We start from the raw sequence: 18,717 nt of genomic DNA, 5'->3' as shown, positions 1-18,717 counted from the left end.
AAGGCCAGTTCGCCTGCCGCAGGGGCAACGACTTGAAACTCAACCCATTTTTCGTGTGCCGGAAAACGGAGATTGAAAACGGCAGTCGTACCCTGGGTCGATGCCACGCGACAAGCTGCTTCGACGGCGCTGCGATCGATGGCAGGCAGTACTTCCCACATGCTCTTGCCCACGACCTCGTCGCTCTCCACGCCCAGCAACTGCGCGGCAGATCGATTCAGATAATGGAATGCCCAATGCTCACCGACCGAAAAAAACGCGGTCGGCATTGCTTCCAGGTACGCAAACGCCTGGTTTGTCGACCATTGCGCGTTTCGATTGCCAACATCCATGTGCATCTCTTCGGTTTCGTAACGATCCCAATTATATGATGGCAGATGGATCCGTCAGCGCGAGCAAAGACAAGGCACTGCAGAACCGAAGCCGGCCGCCGTTCGCCACCTCCCTGTGGGTACCTCCACACGACCGTTACGCGGTATACGATGCAGCATCGACCTTGGCGAGATGCTCGGACAATAACTCGACAAACGCATGGATCTTTCGCGATCCACGCCGGTTGGATTGGTACAGGGCATACATCGCCACATCCATCGACCCGGGATTCACATCGTAGCCGTCCAGGACTTGCACCAGCCGTCCCGCCCGCAGGTCGTCCTGCACCAGCCAGCGCGCCAGCATCGCGATGCCCAAGCCGGACATGGCTGCTTGGCGCAGCAGTTCGCCGTTATTCGCCTGCACGACGCTGTTGACGGCGATGTCCTCGATTGGCATGTGTTCCGCCGGCACATCTCCCACCGCATCGTTGCGGCGCAGGCGCCAGGTGCGACGGTTGTCGGCGAACGAGAACTGCAGGCAGTCGTGTTCGAGCAGGTCGGCCGGATGGCCTGGCGTGCCCCGTTCGGCCAGATAGGCCGGGCTGGCGCACAGCAGCCGCTGGTGCGCCGCGAGACGGCGCGCCACCAGATTTGCCTGCGCATCGACGTTGCCGATGCGGATGGCGACGTCGATCGATTCATCGATGAGATTGCTGGCGTTGTCGCTGAGCCGAAGATCGACCGCCAGACGCGGATGGCGCCGCCGCAACTCGAGCAGGATCGGTGAAAAGTACATCGTCGCAAACGTCACCGGCGCGGCGACGCAGATCACGCCGCTGATGTCAGTGGCGCGATCGGAGACGGCATCGTCGGCCGCGTCGAGCTGTTCGAGGATACGCTGCGCATCCTCATAATAAGCGCGGCCCGCGGCCGTCAATGTGACGCTGCGCGTGGACCGGTTGAGCAACACCGCGCCCAGGCGCTGCTCGAGCGCGTCGACCAGCCGTGTCACAGATGATGTAGCGCTGCCGAGCTGGCGCGCAGCAGTCGAGAATCCGCCGGTGGAGGCAACGATGCAGAAAGTCTTCAGTTCGGCAAATCGATCCATGATCTCGCTTGGGTTGCTGTTCTGAGCCGCATGTTACCTCACGGCAGGCGGGCCAAAAAGAACCTGCTTGCGGTCGCTGGCCGCAGCATATGGCGCCTTCAGAACCGGTGACGGATGCCCAGCGCATAGGTCTTCGCCCGGTTGGCGCCGGATAACCTGTCGACCTGCGCGACCGCATACGCGTCGGTGCGCCGCGACAAGGCATAGTCGTAGCCGATGGCGCCCGTGTCGCGCCGGGCGGGCGCGGCTCCCGCCGCATCAATGGTCGTCCTGGCCCAGGAAGCCATGATGCTGCCACCGCCTGCCCGGATGGCGACGCCGGCCTGCCCCGTACGCGCCTCCAGGTCGGGAGCGTCGCTGTCGGCAAGGTCGTACGATCCGAACAGCTTGATGCGGCCCAGGTCGTAGCTGCCGCCCACGAAATATGTGGACTGCTCCGACCTGCCGACCGCCGCCAGGCCGGGGCCGACGCGCACGCGCTGCGCGGTCGCGTACAGCACGGCCGGACCGGAGACCCAGCTCAGTGTCGCATTCAGGTTGTGCGCCGACGTGCCGAACGCGGTTTCGCCGAGCCCGGCCAGGACGGCCAGTTTGGCGCCCGCCATTGCCGGCGTCGTGTACGAGACGACGTTGTCCCAGCTCGTGTCGCCGGACACGGCGCGCCCCTGCTGAGGCGACCAGATCTGGGCAAGCAACGGCGCCAGCCGGATCGAGCCGCCGAACGGATTGGACTGCGCCGTCGCGACGAACAGGGGATTCAGGATCCGCCCCATCTTCAGTTCGCCCAACGGTCCCTGCAGTCCGACGAAGGCATTGCGGGCGAACATCGCGTCGGTCGGCGTCCGGCCGCTCGCGCCCGTGTCGAGCTGCAGATAGCCTTCGACCGTATAGATCGCCCGCGTGCCGCCGCCCAGCGGCTCGCTGCCGCTCCATCCCCAGAACGAGGTCTGCATGCCGCCGTTGTTGACCATGGTCGACGCCCGGTCGCCGGCGCTCGTCTCGGAACGTCCACCCCATAGGTCGAGCACACCGTACAACTGTGGCGCCGTCTGCGCGCACGCGCTGCCCCCGATGACCAGCATTGACGCCATGCCTGCAAAAGCACGAGCTGCCTTCATTTCCACTCCTGTTCATGATCGATATTTAGATTATCGTTCGATCACTTAAGGATGTACACTGCAGGCTCGATGAAATGCCGGATACTTGCATTTTGTTGCGTTAGAACAAAATTCAAGGGATCGATACGGCGACCATTGATGATCGATCTATCACTTAAAAGGAGACGATGATGACGGACAGGAGGCAGTTTCTCGGACAGGGCGTGGCGGCGGTCGGCGGTATCGTGCTTACCGGTTGCGGGGTGCTGGGCGCGGCGCGGGCGACCCCCGCCGCGCCGTCCGGCACGCCCGCCGCACCGGGGCGCCGCGCCGCCAGGAGCATCGACGTGCATGCGCACTGCGTGGTTCCCGAGGCGCTGGCGCTGGCGGGCATGGATGTCTTCGCCCTGTATCCGAAGACCATGAAAGGCGGACAGGAAAACGTGATCGTGATCGCGGAGCGGCTGGCGGCGATGGACGCCCAGGGCGTCGACATGGAGGTACTGAGCATCAACCCGTTTTGGTACTCGCAGGAGCGCGCTACGTCGGCGCGGATCGTGCGCCTGCAGAACGAGAAACTGGCGGAACTGTGCGCGGCGAAGCCGGATCGCTTCGCCGCCTTCGCCTCGCTGTCGCTGCAGCATCCGGACTTGGCGGTGCGCGAGCTCGACGACGCGGTGCGTCGACTCGGCTTGCGCGGTGCGGCGATCGGCGGCAGCGTGGACGGCGTGATGTTTGCCGACCCCCGCTTCGATTCCGTCTGGGCACGCGCCCAGGAGCTGGGCGCCACGCTGTTCATCCACCCGACCGGCATCCCCGAGATGGCGCGGCGCTTTGCCGGCAATGGCTGGATGGCGAACGTGATCGGTTATCCGCTCGAGACCACGACGGCACTGCAGCACTTCATCTTCGAAGGAGTGCTCGACCGCTTTCCGGCGCTGAAGATCTGCGCTGCGCATGGCGGCGGTTATCTTCCAACCTCCGCTGCGCGCATGGACCATGGATGCTTCGTCAATCCAGGCGCCTGTGCCCACGGGCCGGCATTGAAGAAGAAGCCCAGCGAGTATGTGAGCCAGCTGTTCTTCGACAGCCTGGTCTTCACGCCGGAGGCGCTGCAGCACCTGGTGCGCCAAGTCGGCGTGTCTCAGGTCGTACTGGGATCGGACCACCCGTTCCCGTGGTCCGGCCGGCCGGCCGAGCACGTACTCGGCACGCCGGGCTTGTCCGACGCGGACAAGGAAGCCATCCTGGGAGGCAACGCTCGCCGGATGCTGGGACTGGCCTGAACGCTCAGGCCTTGCGGATGCGCTTCAGCACCGAGGGAGCGCTGTCCAGGAATGCCTCGACTTTCTGCGCGATCAGGCGGTCGAGGTCCTTCGGCACCGGCATCCCGTAGATCCACTTGCGCACGCCGACGTAGAAGATGGCGGCGTGCATGCCCCAGATGAATTCGATCTCGTCCTCGTACTGCTGGGGGGTCGGATCGGCAACCTTGAACTGGCGCCTCATCTCGGTCAGCACGACGTCGAACACCCGTTCGCGCAGGCGCGCGAGATAGCGGTTGTTGATACCTTCACGCGTCAATCCGGCGAAGATGAAGATGCGGATCCAGTCGCTCTTGAGGATCACGCGGCCGTACTGCTGGTAGAACTCGAGCAGGCGTTCGTGCAGGGGACGGGCCTGGTCCCTGAGGATGTCTTCCCACTCCGGATTCCAGCGCGACAGGTAGACCTCGTGGAACACGCGATCGGCAAGCGCATCCTTGTTCGGAAAATAGCGGTACAGGAGCGGCTGGGAGACGCCGATCTCCTTCGCCAGTTCGCGGGTGCTGGCGGAAAACCCGTAGGTGGCGAAATACTTGATGGCCTTCTGGACGATCAACTGCTCGCGCTCCTCGGGAGCGAGGCGGCGCGTCACTCCCCGCGCCGCCGCTGCCGCCTCCGGCGCCTTCGTCGCCTTCGCCGTACCGGTCTTCTTTACGATAATCGAACTCATGATGGCCTTTTGCTGTATGCGCCGAGTATAGTGATCCGATTATCGTTTGACAAATCAGTCGGTGGCAGCGTGGTCGTCCTCCGTCTCGAACTGGGGCGGCACGGCCGTCTCCCGCATGACAGCGGCGGGCGTGCGGTACAGTTCCGCCATGCGCACTTCATGCGCCGTCGCCAGCTGTGCCTGCATGTAGGCGCCCAGGTGGCGCGCATGGGCGACGATGCGCTTGCCGTAGGCGACCCGCTCGCGCGAATACCCGGACAGCGCTTCCTCCACCGGACAGCGCTCCAGCCAGGCCAGCAGCGCCAAGGCATCGCGCGCGGCCTTGGTCACGCCCATCCCGCAATGGGGACGCGCGACGAAGGCCGCGTCGCCCAGCAGCGCAACCCGCCCGAACGCCAGGTTCGGCGATTCCAGGTCGTAGATCGGCTGGAAGAACGGCTGCGCGGTACGCTCGACCACTTCCGCAAACTGCGGCGCCAGGGTGTCACGCGCCACCGCCCGGACCTCGCGCAACACCGCATCCGAGATCAGCGGCGGTGGAATACCCTTCTCGTAGACGCGGCCGGCGGCGTCGGTCGACAGGCGCGTCACCTCGGCCGCGTCCGCCGGGCGGTACCAGACGAAATTGTAGCGCCGCGCTCCCGCTTCCATCGCATTGCCGGCCCCCGCGACCGGATAGCCCAGCATCTGTTCGCGTTGCGGCAGGCAGAAGCCGAAGTGGCCGAACAGGCGGGCATGCGTCGCCGGGCTGAGCGCGCTTTCGTCGACGAGGCCGCGCCAGGCGACGTAGCCTGCATAGGCCGGCTGTACCTCCGGCGCCAGCAGCGCGCGCACCGTCGAACGGATGCCGTCCGCCGCCAGCAGCAGGTCGGCGGTGGCGCTGCCGCCGTCCGCGAACTGAGCGCTGACGCCGCGCTCGTCCTGCGCCAGGCCGACCAGGTGCTTGCCGTTGTGGTAGCAGGCGTCCGGCAGGGCCGCGCGGAGCAGCGCGTACAGCCGTCCCCAGGCGGTAAGGACTTGCGGATGCGCGTGCTCGCCGATCACGCTGCCGTCGCGCGCCAGTGTCAGGCGCGCATCCACACGTACGCCGAGGTCGCGGTCGTCGATCCCGATCAGCGCCAGTATGTCGAACAATTCCGGATGGGTGACGACGCCGGCGCCGCGTTCGGCCAGTTCCTCGCTTACCCGCTCGTATACATCCACTTTCCAGCCCGCGCGGTGCAACAGGTTGGCGGCGAACAGGCCGCCCAGCGAACCGCCGATGATGGCCACGTGTCCCTTCGACATGGCGTTCTCCTTCATGCCAACCCGAGGCTGCGCGCCTCGTCGTTGGGGTAGTTCATTTCGATCGTCACCCCGCTGGGGTCGGTGAGGAACAGCTGGAACAGGCCAAGCGAGGGCACGGTGCGCTCGGTGAACGCGTGGCCGGTCGCGGCCAGCCGCGCCCGCATCGGCTCCAGGCCAGTGGTCAGGAAGGCGACGTGGTCGACGGCGCCGGTACCGCTCAACGCGGCCTCGTCCTTGTCGCCGAGATAATCCTTCAGGCCTTGCGCATCGTGCGGGTCGATCCCGATGATGTGCACGACGCCGAAGTCGGCCTCGTCGCCACCCGCATACAGCCAGATGCCCGGAAACTTGAATGGCGGGCGAAAGCCCTCCTCCAGTCCCAGGATCTCGGTGTAGAAGCGCCGCGACGCTTCCAGGTCACCGGTGCGGATCGAATAATGGCCCAGTTTTCGTATTCCCATGATCTCCTCCATCGTGTCAGGTACGAATGAATATAGGTGATCGATCGATCAATAGCAAGCGTGATCGTCACAAATCTCGCTTGACATTCCAACCGTGCCGTCCGATTATTTATCGAACGCTCATTAAAAAGGAAACCCCGGCAGCCGCCGGCAGGTTTCGACAACGGAGACGACATGATCAAGTTTGCCCTGCTTGCCAGCGCAGCCTGCCTGGCCTGCGCGACGGTTCCATCCCGCGCGGCCGGCGCGCCGCCCACTCCGATCCGCATCGGCCTGCCGGTGCCGCTTACCGGCCCCTACGGCGCGGAAGCCCAGGACCAGGTCCGCAACGCGACACTCGCGATCCAGGAATTCAACGACGCCGGCGGGCTGGCCGGCCGCAAGGCCGAGCTCCTGGTAAGGGACGACCGGCTCAACCCGGCGGAAGCGGCGACGCGCGCGCTCGAGCTGATCGACAAGGACCATGCCGACTTCATCGTCGGCAGCCTGTCGGCGGCGACCCAACTGGCCGTCAACAACGTGATCCGGCAGCGCCGCGTGCCGTACATCTCGATCAGCCAGTCGGATGCGATCAACGAGGCGGCCGACTTCTCGCGCTACACGTTCCACGAATCGCTGAATCCGCACATGACGACGCAGGCCGTCGGGCGCTACGCATTCAGGAAGGGCATGCGCATTGCCTTCCTCACGGCCGACTATGCCTACGGCCAGGAAATGACGCGCGGCTTCACGCGGGTCGCGAAGGAAGTCGGAGCTCAGGTCGTGGGCGAAATACGCCATCCGCTCGGGGCCACCGATTATTCGCCGTTCCTGCCGCGACTGATGGCGATGCACCCCGATGTACTCGTCTTCAACAACTTCGGCCGCGACAATCAGATTTCGATCAAGCAGGCAGCCGAATTCGGCATGAAAAGCAATATGCGGTTCGTGACGCCGGTGCTGACCTACACGTCGCGCGTCGCGGCCGGCGCGCGCGTCTACGACGGCGTCATCGGCGGCAGCTCGTATTACTGGGGAATCGAGGCGACCACGCCGGCAGCGCGGGCACTCAACGACCGCTACCGCAAGGCCTACGGCGGCGCCGTCCCCTCCGACTACGGCACGATGGCGTATTCCGCCGTCAAGTCGCTGCTGCTGGCGGTCAAGGCGGCGGGCAGCAGCGATGCGGAAAAAGTCATCGACGCGCTGGTCGCGCTGCGCTACGACACCTATAAGGGCATCCAGTCCTACCGTGCCTGCGACCACCAGTCGGTCCAGTCGGTGCTGGTGCTGCAGTCGAAGGCGGCGCCTTCCGGCTCGCCCGACCTGTTCTCCGTGCTGCATGTCGCGCCCGCATCCACCTCGGCCCTGCGCAGCTGCGCCGAATTGGGCCACAAGCCGGCGCCCTGAATCCAACCGGATCACCGGCGGACCACGGCCCGCCCGACCTTCCACCTTTTCCGCAGGAGGCATCATGGATGGCATTACTCCCCAGCTGGTCGGACTCCAGCTGTTTACCGGACTCGCGCTGGGCGCGATCTACGTGCTGCTCGCGGTCGGCCTGTCGCTGATCTTCGGCATGCTCACCGTCGTGAATTTCGCGCACGGCGCCTTCTTCATGGTCGGCGCCTATACCGGCTACGCCCTGTACCGGGTACTGCCGAATTTCTGGCTGTGCCTCGTGCTAGTCCCCCTCGTCGTCGGGGCGTTCGGCATGCTGGTCGAACGCACGCTCGTGCGGCCCTTGTACGGCCGCGGCATCGACTACCCCCTGCTGCTGACCTTCGGTCTTGCCTACGTGATGATCGAAGCCGTGCGCATCGGGTTCGGAAAACAGGGGATGCCGGTCGACGGCCCGGCGCTGCTGGAGGGTTCGGCCAATATCCTGGTCGGCCAGTTTCCGCTGTACCGGCTGTTCGTCATCGGCGCCACGGCGCTGGTGCTGACCGGCCTGTGGCTGTTCATCGAAAAGACCTCGTTCGGACTGATCGTGCGGGCCGGCGCGCGCGACCCGCAGATCGTCAGGATCCTCGGCATCGACGTGGCCCGCGTCTGGCTGATCGTGTTCGGCCTCGGCACCGGCGTCGCGGGGCTGGCGGGCTTCCTGGCCGCCCCCATCCAGGGCATCAGTCCCGAGATGGGCGGCTCGGTCCTGACCGTCGCCTTCGTGGTGACCGTCGTCGGCGGCATGGGCTCGCTGGTCGGCGCCGTCGTGGCGGGCATCCTGATCGGTATCGTGGAAAGCCTGGCCGTGCTGTTCGTGCCGGAAGCGGCCAAGGTGTCGATGTTCGTCATCATGGCCGTGGTCTTGCTGGTGCGTCCGCGGGGCTTGTTCGGGCGTGCTGCCCTTGCGTCTTGAAAGGTCAACGATGAACGTGCATACCGATATCCTGCAACGCGTCGGCACGACGCGCCCTCTTTTCGATCGCATCCGCGCCCACCGTGTGCTTGCCAGCGTGCTGGTGCTGCTGGCGCTGCCCTGGCTGGTCCCGAACGGATCGGTCGCGGTCAACATCCTGATCTATGGCCTGTTCGGCGTCGGCTTCAATCTGGTGTTCGGGTACATGGGCATGCTGTCGTTCGGCCATGCGGCATTGTTCGGCATCGGCGCCTACTGTGCCGGGATCCTGATCGCACAGGAGGCCCTGCCATGGTGGATCGCACTGCCGGCGGCGGTGCTGGCCGCCGCCATCCTCGCGCTGGCGATGGGCCTGCTGGCGATCCGCACGCGCGGCATCTATTTCGCCATGGTGACGCTGGCGCTGTCGCAATGCGTGTATTTCCTCGTCTACCAGTTTCCCCGCTCCGGCGGGGAGAACGGCTTGCGCGGCGTGAACGTCGCACAGGTCCGCCTGGCCGGCCTGCACATCGACCTGCTCGACCCGACCGCCAAATACCTGGCCTTCCTCGCCGTGGTCGCCGTGGCCTTGCTGGCCCTGTCCCGGGTGCTCGAGTCGCCGTTCGGCGGCGCCGTCGAAGCCATCCGGGAAAACGAGGCCCGCGCGCGCGCATGCGGCTTCGATGTCGAGCAGACCAAGCTGCTGGCCTTCGTGCTGTCGGGCGGCCTGTGCGGACTGGCGGGTGCGCTCGGTGCGATCCACCTGTCCAGCGTCGCGATCGAAAGCCTGCATTACGAAACGTCCGGCCTCGTCGTCATGATCTGCCTGCTGGGCGGCATGGGGACGTTCTTCGGGCCGTTCGTCGGCGCCGCGCTGTTCCTGCTGATCCAGGACACGTTCTCGCTGTGGACCGAGCACTGGCAACTGTACGTGGGCGCCGTTTTCATGTTCTTCGTCCTGTTCTTCCCGAAAGGGGTATGGGGCACGATTCTGGAGAAGATCCATGGCCGCTGACATCATCCTGCGCACGGAGCGCCTGACGCGCCGCTTCGGCAAGTTCATCGCCCTGAACGACGTGTCGGTCGCGTTCGAGCGCGGCAAGCTGACGTCCATCATCGGCCCCAACGGCGCCGGCAAGAGCACCTTCTTCAACGTCCTGTCGGGCAGCGTCGCGCCGTCGGCGGGCCGCGTGGTGTTCGACGGCATCGACGTGTCGGGCCTGCGCCAGCACCGCTTCGCCGGCCTCGGGGTGGCCAAGTCGTTCCAGACCACCAACGTGTTCCCGGCCTTCAGCACGCTCGACAACGTCTGTATCGCCCTGCAGGCGGGCGTGGCGCGCATGAACTTCTGGCGCCGCCGCGACACCCTCGACCTGGCGCCGCGCGCGAACGCGCTATTGCAGGCGGTCGGCATCGGCCAGCATGCCGCGCGCCCTGCCCGCGAGCTCGCGCACGGCCAGCAGCGTGCACTGGAGATCGCCATCGCCCTGGCTGCCGACCCCAAGCTGCTGCTGATGGACGAGCCGACCGCCGGCATGAGTCCGGAGGAAACCGTCACGATGATGGACCTGATACAGCGTCTGGCCGCGCAGCGCACCGTCGTGCTGGTCGAGCACAAGATGAAGATGGTGATGGGGATCAGCGACCGCATCGTCGTCCTGCACCACGGCGAGCTGCTGGCCACCGGCACGCCCGCCGACATCCGCGCCAACGATGACGTCAGGCGCGTCTACCTTGGCAAACACTGAGGACGCCATGCTCAAGATCGACAAGTTGAATGCCTGGTACGGCAGCAGCCATATCCTGCAGGATGTCTCGCTCGACATCGCCCGCGGCGAAGTCGTCGCGCTGCTCGGCCGCAACGGCGCCGGCAAGACCACGCTGCTCAAGAGCGTCATGGGCCTGCTGAAGAAGACCCGCGGCACCGTCGAGTTCGAAGCGCAGGATCTGCTGTCCCGGCCGGCCCACGCGCGTTCCCGACTGGGCCTGGCCTACGTGCCGGAAGAGCGTCGCATCGTGCCTGGCTTGACCGTGCTCGAGAACCTGCGTCTCGGGATCGTCGCGTCCGGGAAGATGAAACAAGAACGCGACATCGTCGAACGCATCGCCGCCACCTTCCCGCGTCTGAAGGAAAGGCTCGGCCAGGAAGCGGTGACCATGTCCGGCGGCGAGCAGCAGATGCTGGCGATTGCCCGCGCGCTCGCGTCCGATCCCGCCATGATTCTTCTCGACGAGCCGTCGGAAGGAATCATGCCCGTACTGGTCGACGAGATGTTCGCGCTGTTCGCGCAGCTCAAGCGCGACGGCAAGACGATCCTGCTGGTGGAGCAGAGCGTCGAAACGGCGCTGGGCATCTCCGACCGCGCCTACATCCTCGATCAGGGCGCCATCGTCCACAGCGGTCGCGCCGACGCCATGCTGGCGGACGCGGACATCCAGGCGCGCTATTGCGCCGTCTGACTCGGCTCATCTTTGCTCCAGGCGCAATAGTGTTGTCGGCTGCGGCCCGCTTATCGGCGGCGCGGCCGGCAGTTACAGTGGACGCCTCTTCCATTGGAGTCTCTCATGAACAACCTTCTCGCTCCCTTTCACCTTGGCCCCCTGGTCCTGCCGAACCGCATCGCGATGGTGCCGGTGACGCGCGCGCGTTCCGGCCACGACGGCGTACCGACCAGCGCCAACGCGGCCTATTACGCGCAACGCGCGTCCGCGGGCCTGATCGTCAGCGAAGCCACCAACGTGTCGCGCAACTCGGCCGCATTCGAACTGGCGCCGGGCATCCACAACCAGGCGCAGGTGCTGGGCTGGCGCCGCGTGGCCGAATCCGTGCATGCAAATGGCGGCAACCTGTTCATCCAGCTGTGGCATAGCGGCCGCGCCAGCTCGTATGCACTGCTGGACGGCCGCGAGCCGCTGGCGCCTTCTGCGGTCAACGACGACCTGCACCTGCTGCAGGCATACGGCGCGCTGGAGAACGGCTTCTACACGCGCATCGCGGCATCGCCCGCGCGCGAAATGAACATCAACGAGATCCACTTCGCGATCGAGGAATTCCGCGCGGCCGCGCGCAACGCCATCCGCGCCGGCGCCGACGGCGTCGAGATCCACGCCGGCAACGGCTACCTGCCGCAGCAATTCCTGTCCCCGCATACGAACCGCCGCACCGACCTGTTCGGCGGCAGCCTGCTGAACCGCGTGCGCTTCCTCGACCTGTTGCTGCGCGCGGTGCTGGAAGAGGTGCCGGCGGACCGGGTCGGGGTGCGCATCTCCCCGTTCGCCGCCTACAACAATGCAACCGATCCGGCGACCGAAGAAACCTACACCTACGTTGCGCGCCTGCTGAGCGCAGCAGGCATCGCCTACATCCATGCGGCCGACACCAATGCCTGGGGCGGCGCGCCCGACATGGAGCGCATCCTTGCGATCCTGAGGCCCAACTTCCGGGGTGCCATCATCGCCAACGGCGGCCTCGATCCGGACAGCGCCAATGCCCTGGTGGCGTCCGGCAAGGCCGACATGGTGTCGTTCGGCCGACGCTTCATCGCGAATCCGGACCTGGTGGAGCGCATCCGCCAGGGCGGCCCGTACAACGAGCCGGACCCGTTCACGTTCTACGGCGGGGGCGCGCGCGGTTACCTGGACTACGACGAGCTGGCGTCCGCTGCCTGACTGTGGCGTGGATGCGAATTCGCGCATCCACATCTTGTTAGTAATCGATCGATCATTTATTCTTAGATTTATTGACGTGAATCACTATTTCTCCTTTTGATGCATGTCACCTCATAAATCAAACGATCAATAAGGGACCCACATGGGACGCTTCACGTTTCGACAAAAACTATGGCTGCCGCTGGTCGCCAGCCTTGCCTGCCTGTGCGCTGTATCGATCTTCCAGGTATTGGAGGCGCGCGACCTGCGCTTCAGCGAGCGTCGCGCCGACCTGGCGGACGTGAGCAAGGTCGCCCTGTCGGCCGTCCGGGGCTTTGCCGCCGACGCCGCCGCGGGCCGGCTCACCGACGCGCAAGCGCAGGCACAGGCAAAGGCCGTGCTGAACAATCTGCGCTATGGCGAGGATGGCTACGTGGCGCTGATGGACCTGCAGGGGCGCGCCATCCAGAATCCTGGCAACCCCGCCAACGACGGCAAGGACATGAGCGGGTTCCGCAACCCCGACGGCGTGTACGTGTTCCGCGAGATCGCCGCCCTGGCCTCCTCGCCGGCCGGAGAGGGCTTCCTGTCCTACCTGTGGCAGCGGCCCGGCCATTCCGGCACCTCGGCCAAGCTGGCGCGCATCGTCAGCTACAAGCCGTGGGGCTGGGTGCTGGTGACCGGCGTTTACGTCGACGACATCAATGCCGCGTTCTTCGATTCCCTGGGAGCCGCCGCGCTGGTGGCCGGCGCCGTCTGCGTGCTGCTCGCGGCCATCGTCATCGGTGTCAACCGCAGCCTGCACCGTACCCTCGGCGGCAGTCCCGAATATGCCGTCGAGGTGGCGATGAGGATCGCGTCCAAGGACCTCGGCATGACCGTGGCCACCGGCGCCGCCGATCGTTCCAGCCTGTTGTACGCGATGAAGACCATGCAGGAGAACCTGGCCGGCATGATCGGCGCGATCCGGACCAGCGCCGAGGCCATCGCGGCCGCATCGTCGCAGATCGCCTCCGGCAACATCGACCTGTCCAACCGCACCGAATCGCAGGCCAGCTCGCTGGAAGAAACCGCCGCCTCGATGGAACAGCTGACCGAGGCCGTCGCCAACAACGCCGAGCATGCCCGGCACGCCAACACCCTGGCCGCTTCCGCGTCCGGGATCGCGCAGCGCGGCGGCGCGGCAGTTGCGCAAGTGGTGGACACCATGGCCGCCATCAACGGCAGCGCCGGCCGTATCGAAGCGATCATCGGCGTCATCGAGGGCATCGCCTTCCAGACCAACATCCTGGCGCTGAACGCCGCCGTCGAAGCCGCGCGTGCCGGCGATCAGGGCCGCGGCTTCGCAGTGGTCGCATCCGAGGTGCGCAACCTGGCGCAACGCAGCGCGGCGGCGGCGAAGGAAATCAAGGTGTTGATCGACGACAGCGTGCGCAACATCGGCACGGGCAGCGCGATGGTCGAGCGCGCCGGCATCACGATGGGCGAGGTCGTCGACAGCGTGGGACGTATGGCGACCATGATGGCAGCGATTACCGAGGCGTCGGCCGAACAGCGCACCGGCATCGGCCACGTCAACATCGCCATCACCGAGATGGACGCGGTGACGCAACAGAACGCCGCCCTGGTCGAGGAAGCCGCCGCCGCGGCAGGCAGCCTGCACGACCAGGCGACGACCATGACGGCGCTCGTCAGCAGCTTCCGGCTCGGGAGGCGCGATGATGCCGCGCCCCCCCCGGCGCAGCCGGCCGCACGGACGGCCAGGAACACCCCGGCGCGGACGGCGATTGCCTGACGCCGTCGTACACGCCCGACGTATTTTTACTCGCATGGAAACAAGATGAAGATTCGCCCCCTTGCCGGCGCAGCCGCTGCTACGCTGGTCCTCGCGCTGGGCGCACTATATGCGCTGGCGCATCGCGCACCCATCGCACCGCTCGCCGCCATCCCGGCGAGTGAGAAGTTGCCCGCGCCGGCCCGCCTCGCGGCCGGTGCGCGCATCGTCGCACTCGGCGACTGCATGGTCTGCCATACCGCAAAGGACGGCGCGGCCTACGCCGGCGGGCTCGGCCTCAGGACGCCGTTCGGCACCATATACAGCACCAACATCACGCCGGACCCCGAGACGGGCATCGGCCGCTGGTCCGCAGAAGCGTTCCGGCGCGCGCTGCGCGAAGGCGTGGCGCGCGACGGCCACCTGCTCTATCCCGCCTTCCCGTACATTCATTACACCCGTATGTCGGACGAGGACATCGACCTGGCCTACGGCTACCTGATGTCGCGGGCGCCGGTCCATGTGACGCAGCCGCCCAACGCCCTCGTTTTCCCACTCAACTTCCGCCCGCTGCTGGCGTTCTGGAACCTGCTGTACCTGCGTCCCGGCCCCCTCCCCGCCGAGGTCCCGACCGCGCAGCCCACGCCTGTGGCACGTGGACGCTACCTGGTCGATACGCTTGGCCATTGCGCATCCTGCCACAGCGGCTTGAACCTCATGGGCGGAGAACGCCGTCCGGCGTTCCAGGGCGGGAACATCGACGGCTGGGATGCGCCTGCGTTGACGACGCTGGCGCAGGGCTCCGCGCCGTGGCGCCACGACGAACTGGTCGACTACCTGCGCGGCGGTCTATCGCGCGCGCATGGCGCCGCCAAGGGCCCGATGCGCCCGGTGGCCGAGCGCATGGCCACCGTGCCTCGCGAGGACGTCGAGGCCATCGTGGCCTACCTCATGTCGATCCAGGAACCTGCGCCAGCCAAGCCGGCGTCGGCGCCGGTTGCGGCACCGGTCCGCGACGTCGCCGCCAGCGCTCCCGATCCGCAGGCCGCACGCCTCTTCACGGCCGCGTGCGCCGGCTGCCACGCCGCGTCCGCGCCGATGATGCGCATCGACGGCCGTCCCGGCCTGGCGCGCAGCAGCGCCGTACTGGGCGACCGGCCCGACAACTTTGTGCAGACGGTGCTGCACGGCATACCGTGGGCGCCGCAGTCCTCCGTCTACATGCCGCCGTTCGCATCCACGCTGACCGACGAGCAGGTCGGCCAACTGGCCGCCTACGTGCGCACCGGCCTCGCCGCCAAACCCGCCTGGCGCGATGTCGCCGCAACCAGCGCCAAGCTGCGCAAGGAGTCCCAACCATGACGATCAAGGTCACCGTCAACGGCAAGGCGCATGCGCTGCGCGCCGATCCCGCCACGCCGCTGCTGTACGTGCTGCGCAACGAACTGCAGCTGAACGGCGCCAAATACGGCTGCGGCATGGGCCAGTGCGGCGCCTGCACCGTCATCCTCGACGGCGAGCCCGCTTTTTCCTGCCTGACGCCATTGGCCGCCGTAGAGGGCCGCACCGTGCGCACCGTCGAGGGTCTGGGCACCGCGGACCGGCCCAGCAAGCTGCAAGCCGCGTTTATCCGCCACCAGGCGGCCCAGTGCGGCTACTGCATCGCAGGCATGATCACGCGCGCCCAGGCGCTGCTGGACCGGCATCCGCACCCCACCGAACAGCAGATCCGCGCTCATATGGAACCCAATCTTTGCCGTTGCGGGACCCACCACCGCATCCTTGCCGCCATCCAGGACGTGGCCGGAGGCGCGGCATGAGCGCCCCGGATCTGCAACGCCGCGCGCTGCTCAGGCGCGGCGCCCTGATCATGAGCTTCTCTCTGCTGCCCGCCGCCGCCCGCGCCGAGTTCAACGCGATGGGCGTACCCGGGATGGCCAATCCCCGCCTGGCCGGCAGCTTGAAACGCACGCCGCTGCTCGATGCGTGGATCCGTGTGGACCGCGATGGCAAGGTGACAGTCTGCAGCGGCAAGGTCGAACTTGGCACGGGTGTGCGGACCGCACTGATCCAGATCGCGCTCGAACAGCTCGAGCTCGACCCGGCCGACATCCGCTACATCGGCGGCGACACCGCGCTGACGCCCAACGAAGGCTTCACGGCCGGCAGCCATACGATCGCCGACAGTGGCGCGGCGCTGCTGCATGCGTCGGCCCAAGTCGCGGCCCTGCTGCGCCAGGGCGCCGCCTCTCGATGGCACGAAAAACCGGAGCGCCTGATCTTGCGGCGCGGCCGCGTCGTCGCCCCCGACGGGCGCTCCATGCACTACGGCCAGGCGCTGGCCGGCCTGGACGGCGCCGGCCTGCACCGCCAGGCCAGCGAGCATTCGCCCTTGCGCGATCCCGCCGCCTATCGCCTGATCGGCAAGTCCCTGCCGCGGGTCGACATCCCGGCCAAGGTCACGGGCGGCGCCGCCTATGTCCAGGACATGCGCCTGCCCGGCATGCTGCACGCACGCGTCGTGCGTCCGCCGCGCCCGGGCGCACGCCTCGTCCAGGCCGACCTGGCCGCGGTGCGTCGCATGGCTGGCGTGCGCCAGGTGGTCCGCGACGGCAGCTACCTCGCGGTCCTGGCGGACGACGAATGGCCGGCGGTGACCGCGATGAACGCCCTGGCCGCGGGCGCTCGCTGGGAGGGCGGCCATGCCTTGCCGCAGCCGGACGCGATCCATGCCACGCTGCAGTCCCTGCCCTCCCAGGACATCGTCATCCTTGACCGGGGCCGTGCTCCCGATGCCGCCAACTCGGCCCGCTCCACCGTCACCGCCCGCTACACCAAGCAGTATGTGCTGCACGGTTCGATCGGTCCGTCGTGCGCGGTTGGCCTGCTGCGGGACGATATCCTGACAGTCTGGACCCATACGCAGGGCGTGTATCCGCTGCGCGCCGCGCTCGCCGAACTGGTCGGCATGCCGCTGGAGCGCGTACGCTGCATCCATACCGAGGGTTCCGGCTGCTATGGGCAGAACGGCGCCGACGACGTTGCCGCCGATGCGGCGCTGCTGGCACGCGCAGTGCCGGGAATGCCGGTACGGGTACAGCTGATGCGCGACCAGGAAAACCTGTGGGAACCGTACGCGCCGGCGATGGTATCGACCGTCAGCGCGGGACTGGGCGCGGACGGACGCATCGAGCGCTGGCACTACGAACTGTGGAGCGGCTCGCACAACGAACGTCCCGGCAACGCCGGCAAGCTGGTACCGGCGCAACTGCTGGCCAAGCCGTTCCAACCGAGCCCTTCCCTGCCGATGCCGCAGCCGGAAGGCGGGGGCGACCGCAATGCGCTGCCGCTCTACGATATCCCGAACGCGCGCGTCGTCAACCACTTCCTGCCGGTGACGCCGCTGCGCACCTCGGCCATGCGTTCGCTCGGCGCCCACCTGAACGTAACCGCCATCGAAAGCACGATGGACCAGCTGGCGTCCGTCGCCGGCGCCGATCCGGTGCGCTTCCGTCTCGACCACCTGCGCAGCCAGCCCCGTGCCCAGGCCGTGGTGGCGCGCGCCGCCGCCATGTTCGGCTGGAAGACGGGCGCGCGGGCGCCGCACGGCCGCGGCTACGGCTTCGGGTTTGCGCAGTACAAGAACCTCATGGCCTATGTCGCCATTGCCGTGGAACTGGCGTTCGAGCCGGACCTGAACCGCGTGCGTATACTGCGCGTAGCCTGCGCGGCCGACTGCGGCCAGGTCGTCAATCCGGACGGCGCGCGCAACCAGCTGGAAGGGGCGGTCATCCAGTCGGCCAGCTGGACCCTGCAGGAGCAGTTGCGCTACGGTCCCGGCGGCATCGCCAGTTTCGACTGGAGCAGCTATCCGATCCTGCGCTTTTCCGGCGTGCCGGAACGGATCGACGTCGCGCTGCTCGACCAGCCCGGTGCGCCCTTCCTCGGCGTCGCGGAAGCGGCGCAGGGCCCGATGGCCGCAGCCCTGGCCAACGCCCTGGCGCAGCTGACGGGACAGCGCCGCCACGACCTGCCGCTGCTGCAGCAGGATGCTTGAACGCGTGGATGCCGGCGCCTGCCGGATCCGCGTCGCGATCGCGGACGACCACCCGCTGATGCGGGTCGGCGTCGCGCACTGCCTGGCCGCGCAAGGCGGCATCGACATCGTCGCCGTCTCGGACAGCGGTGCCGGTGCCGTCGCTTGCTTCGACGCGCACCGGCCCGATGTATCCGTGCTGGCGCCCCAGGCAACGGGCGCCGATGGTTTCGGCGAACTCCATGCCTTGCGGCGCCTTCGGGCGGATGCCCGCATCGTGGTGCTGGCCGACAGCGGTGGCACGGTACGCATGCGCGTTGCCCATGGCGCCGGTGCCGCGGCCTACCTGCTGAAGACCGCCGACTGCCCGGCGCTGGCCGCTGCGATTCGCACCGTCCATACGGGCGCCGATCCATTGGGGGACACCCTGCGCGACGCAGCCCCAACCGGCGATCCGCGCATCTTGTCGATGCGCGAACTCGACGTGCTGCGCCAGGTCGCCTGCGGCCTGTCGAATCGCGCCATCGGCAACCTGCTCTGCATCGGCGAGACCACAGTCAAGTCCCATCTCCGCGCCGTGCTCGACAAGCTTGACGCAAGCAACCGCGCGCATGCCGTGGCGCTTGGCATCAGCCATGGCTTGATTTCACCCGCCACGGCGGGATCCGCCTGACCCGGAG

General features: G+C 67.0%; 17 protein-coding genes and 1 pseudogene. 12 read left to right on the top strand and 6 right to left on the bottom strand.

The window, feature by feature from the left end; translation table 11 throughout:
• Nucleotides 1-14: 14 nt before the first annotated feature.
• The 3 genes and pseudogenes from ACI1V7_RS04235 to ACI1V7_RS04225 form a co-directional block, all read right to left on the bottom strand.
• Nucleotides 15-269, bottom strand: a pseudogene (locus tag ACI1V7_RS04235) (PAS domain-containing protein); the annotation flags it as partial.
• A gap of 199 nt (nucleotides 270-468) precedes the next feature.
• On the bottom strand, nucleotides 469-1,422 hold the full coding sequence (locus tag ACI1V7_RS04230) for a LysR family transcriptional regulator (RefSeq protein WP_404530491.1): 954 nt from the start codon (nucleotides 1,420-1,422) through the stop codon (nucleotides 469-471).
• A 98-nt stretch (nucleotides 1,423-1,520) separates the two neighbouring features.
• A complete protein-coding gene (locus tag ACI1V7_RS04225) occupies nucleotides 1,521-2,540 on the bottom strand; it encodes a porin (RefSeq protein WP_404530490.1) in 1,020 nt (339 codons plus the stop codon).
• Nucleotides 2,541-2,707: 167 nt separating this feature from the next.
• Here ACI1V7_RS04225 and ACI1V7_RS04220 point away from each other — a divergent pair, with 167 nt between their 5' ends.
• Entirely contained in the window at nucleotides 2,708-3,805 is a 1,098-nt protein-coding gene (locus tag ACI1V7_RS04220) for an amidohydrolase family protein (RefSeq protein ID WP_404530489.1), read from the top strand.
• A 4-nt stretch (nucleotides 3,806-3,809) separates the two neighbouring features.
• Here ACI1V7_RS04220 and ACI1V7_RS04215 read toward each other — a convergent pair whose 3' ends face one another.
• From ACI1V7_RS04215 to ACI1V7_RS04205, 3 genes are read right to left on the bottom strand one after another with little or no spacing between them, the layout of a single operon-like run.
• Nucleotides 3,810-4,514: a TetR/AcrR family transcriptional regulator gene (locus ACI1V7_RS04215; RefSeq protein ID WP_404530488.1), complete on the bottom strand. Its 705-nt coding sequence runs from the start codon at nucleotides 4,512-4,514 to the stop codon at nucleotides 3,810-3,812.
• A gap of 54 nt (nucleotides 4,515-4,568) precedes the next feature.
• A complete protein-coding gene (locus ACI1V7_RS04210) occupies nucleotides 4,569-5,801 on the bottom strand; it encodes an FAD binding domain-containing protein (protein WP_404530487.1) in 1,233 nt (410 codons plus the stop codon).
• Between the two features lie 11 nt (nucleotides 5,802-5,812).
• Complete coding sequence (locus ACI1V7_RS04205; RefSeq protein ID WP_404530486.1) at nucleotides 5,813-6,262, bottom strand: VOC family protein; 450 nt, start codon at nucleotides 6,260-6,262, stop codon at nucleotides 5,813-5,815.
• A 174-nt stretch (nucleotides 6,263-6,436) separates the two neighbouring features.
• Here ACI1V7_RS04205 and ACI1V7_RS04200 point away from each other — a divergent pair, with 174 nt between their 5' ends.
• The 11 genes from ACI1V7_RS04200 (at nucleotide 6,437) to ACI1V7_RS04150 (ending at nucleotide 18,710) form a co-directional block, all read left to right on the top strand.
• A complete protein-coding gene (locus tag ACI1V7_RS04200; protein WP_404530485.1) occupies nucleotides 6,437-7,651 on the top strand; it encodes an ABC transporter substrate-binding protein in 1,215 nt (404 codons plus the stop codon).
• A 64-nt stretch (nucleotides 7,652-7,715) separates the two neighbouring features.
• Entirely contained in the window at nucleotides 7,716-8,600 is an 885-nt protein-coding gene (locus ACI1V7_RS04195) for a branched-chain amino acid ABC transporter permease (RefSeq protein ID WP_404530484.1), read from the top strand.
• A 10-nt stretch (nucleotides 8,601-8,610) separates the two neighbouring features.
• Entirely contained in the window at nucleotides 8,611-9,594 is a 984-nt protein-coding gene (locus tag ACI1V7_RS04190; RefSeq protein ID WP_404530483.1) for a branched-chain amino acid ABC transporter permease, read from the top strand.
• On the top strand, nucleotides 9,584-10,327 hold the full coding sequence (locus ACI1V7_RS04185) for an ABC transporter ATP-binding protein (protein WP_404530482.1): 744 nt from the start codon (nucleotides 9,584-9,586) through the stop codon (nucleotides 10,325-10,327). The genes ACI1V7_RS04190 and ACI1V7_RS04185 overlap by 11 nt, the downstream gene beginning before the upstream one ends.
• Nucleotides 10,314-11,039 (top strand): ABC transporter ATP-binding protein, encoded by a 726-nt coding sequence (locus ACI1V7_RS04180; RefSeq protein WP_404530481.1) that lies wholly within the window; start codon nucleotides 10,314-10,316, stop codon nucleotides 11,037-11,039. The genes ACI1V7_RS04185 and ACI1V7_RS04180 overlap by 14 nt, the downstream gene beginning before the upstream one ends.
• A 105-nt stretch (nucleotides 11,040-11,144) precedes the next feature.
• Entirely contained in the window at nucleotides 11,145-12,248 is a 1,104-nt protein-coding gene (locus tag ACI1V7_RS04175; protein WP_404530480.1) for an alkene reductase, read from the top strand.
• A 142-nt stretch (nucleotides 12,249-12,390) separates the two neighbouring features.
• The gene (locus ACI1V7_RS04170) at nucleotides 12,391-14,022 is read left to right on the top strand and encodes a methyl-accepting chemotaxis protein (RefSeq protein ID WP_404530479.1); all 1,632 of its coding nucleotides are present in this window, start codon (nucleotides 12,391-12,393) and stop codon (nucleotides 14,020-14,022) included.
• Between the two features lie 45 nt (nucleotides 14,023-14,067).
• Nucleotides 14,068-15,363, top strand: a complete 1,296-nt coding sequence (locus ACI1V7_RS04165; protein ID WP_404530478.1) for a c-type cytochrome — start codon at nucleotides 14,068-14,070, stop codon at nucleotides 15,361-15,363.
• Nucleotides 15,360-15,821: a (2Fe-2S)-binding protein gene (locus tag ACI1V7_RS04160; RefSeq protein WP_404530477.1), complete on the top strand. Its 462-nt coding sequence runs from the start codon at nucleotides 15,360-15,362 to the stop codon at nucleotides 15,819-15,821. Before ACI1V7_RS04165 ends, ACI1V7_RS04160 begins: the two co-directional genes overlap by 4 nt.
• Nucleotides 15,818-18,058: a xanthine dehydrogenase family protein molybdopterin-binding subunit gene (locus ACI1V7_RS04155; RefSeq protein ID WP_404530476.1), complete on the top strand. Its 2,241-nt coding sequence runs from the start codon at nucleotides 15,818-15,820 to the stop codon at nucleotides 18,056-18,058. The genes ACI1V7_RS04160 and ACI1V7_RS04155 overlap by 4 nt, the downstream gene beginning before the upstream one ends.
• Nucleotides 18,051-18,710 carry a LuxR C-terminal-related transcriptional regulator gene (locus ACI1V7_RS04150; protein ID WP_404530475.1) on the top strand — a complete coding sequence of 220 codons (660 nt, stop codon included), beginning with the start codon at nucleotides 18,051-18,053 and terminating at the stop codon, nucleotides 18,708-18,710. The genes ACI1V7_RS04155 and ACI1V7_RS04150 overlap by 8 nt, the downstream gene beginning before the upstream one ends.
• Nucleotides 18,711-18,717 lie beyond the last annotated feature (7 nt).

Origin of the sequence: Massilia paldalensis (genome assembly GCF_044901715.1) — a bacterium.
Classification (GTDB): Bacteria; Pseudomonadota; Gammaproteobacteria; order Burkholderiales; family Burkholderiaceae_D; genus Telluria; species Telluria paldalensis.
The sequence above is the reverse complement of the archived record's forward strand: the minus strand, read 5'-3'. Positions and strand labels throughout refer to the sequence as shown.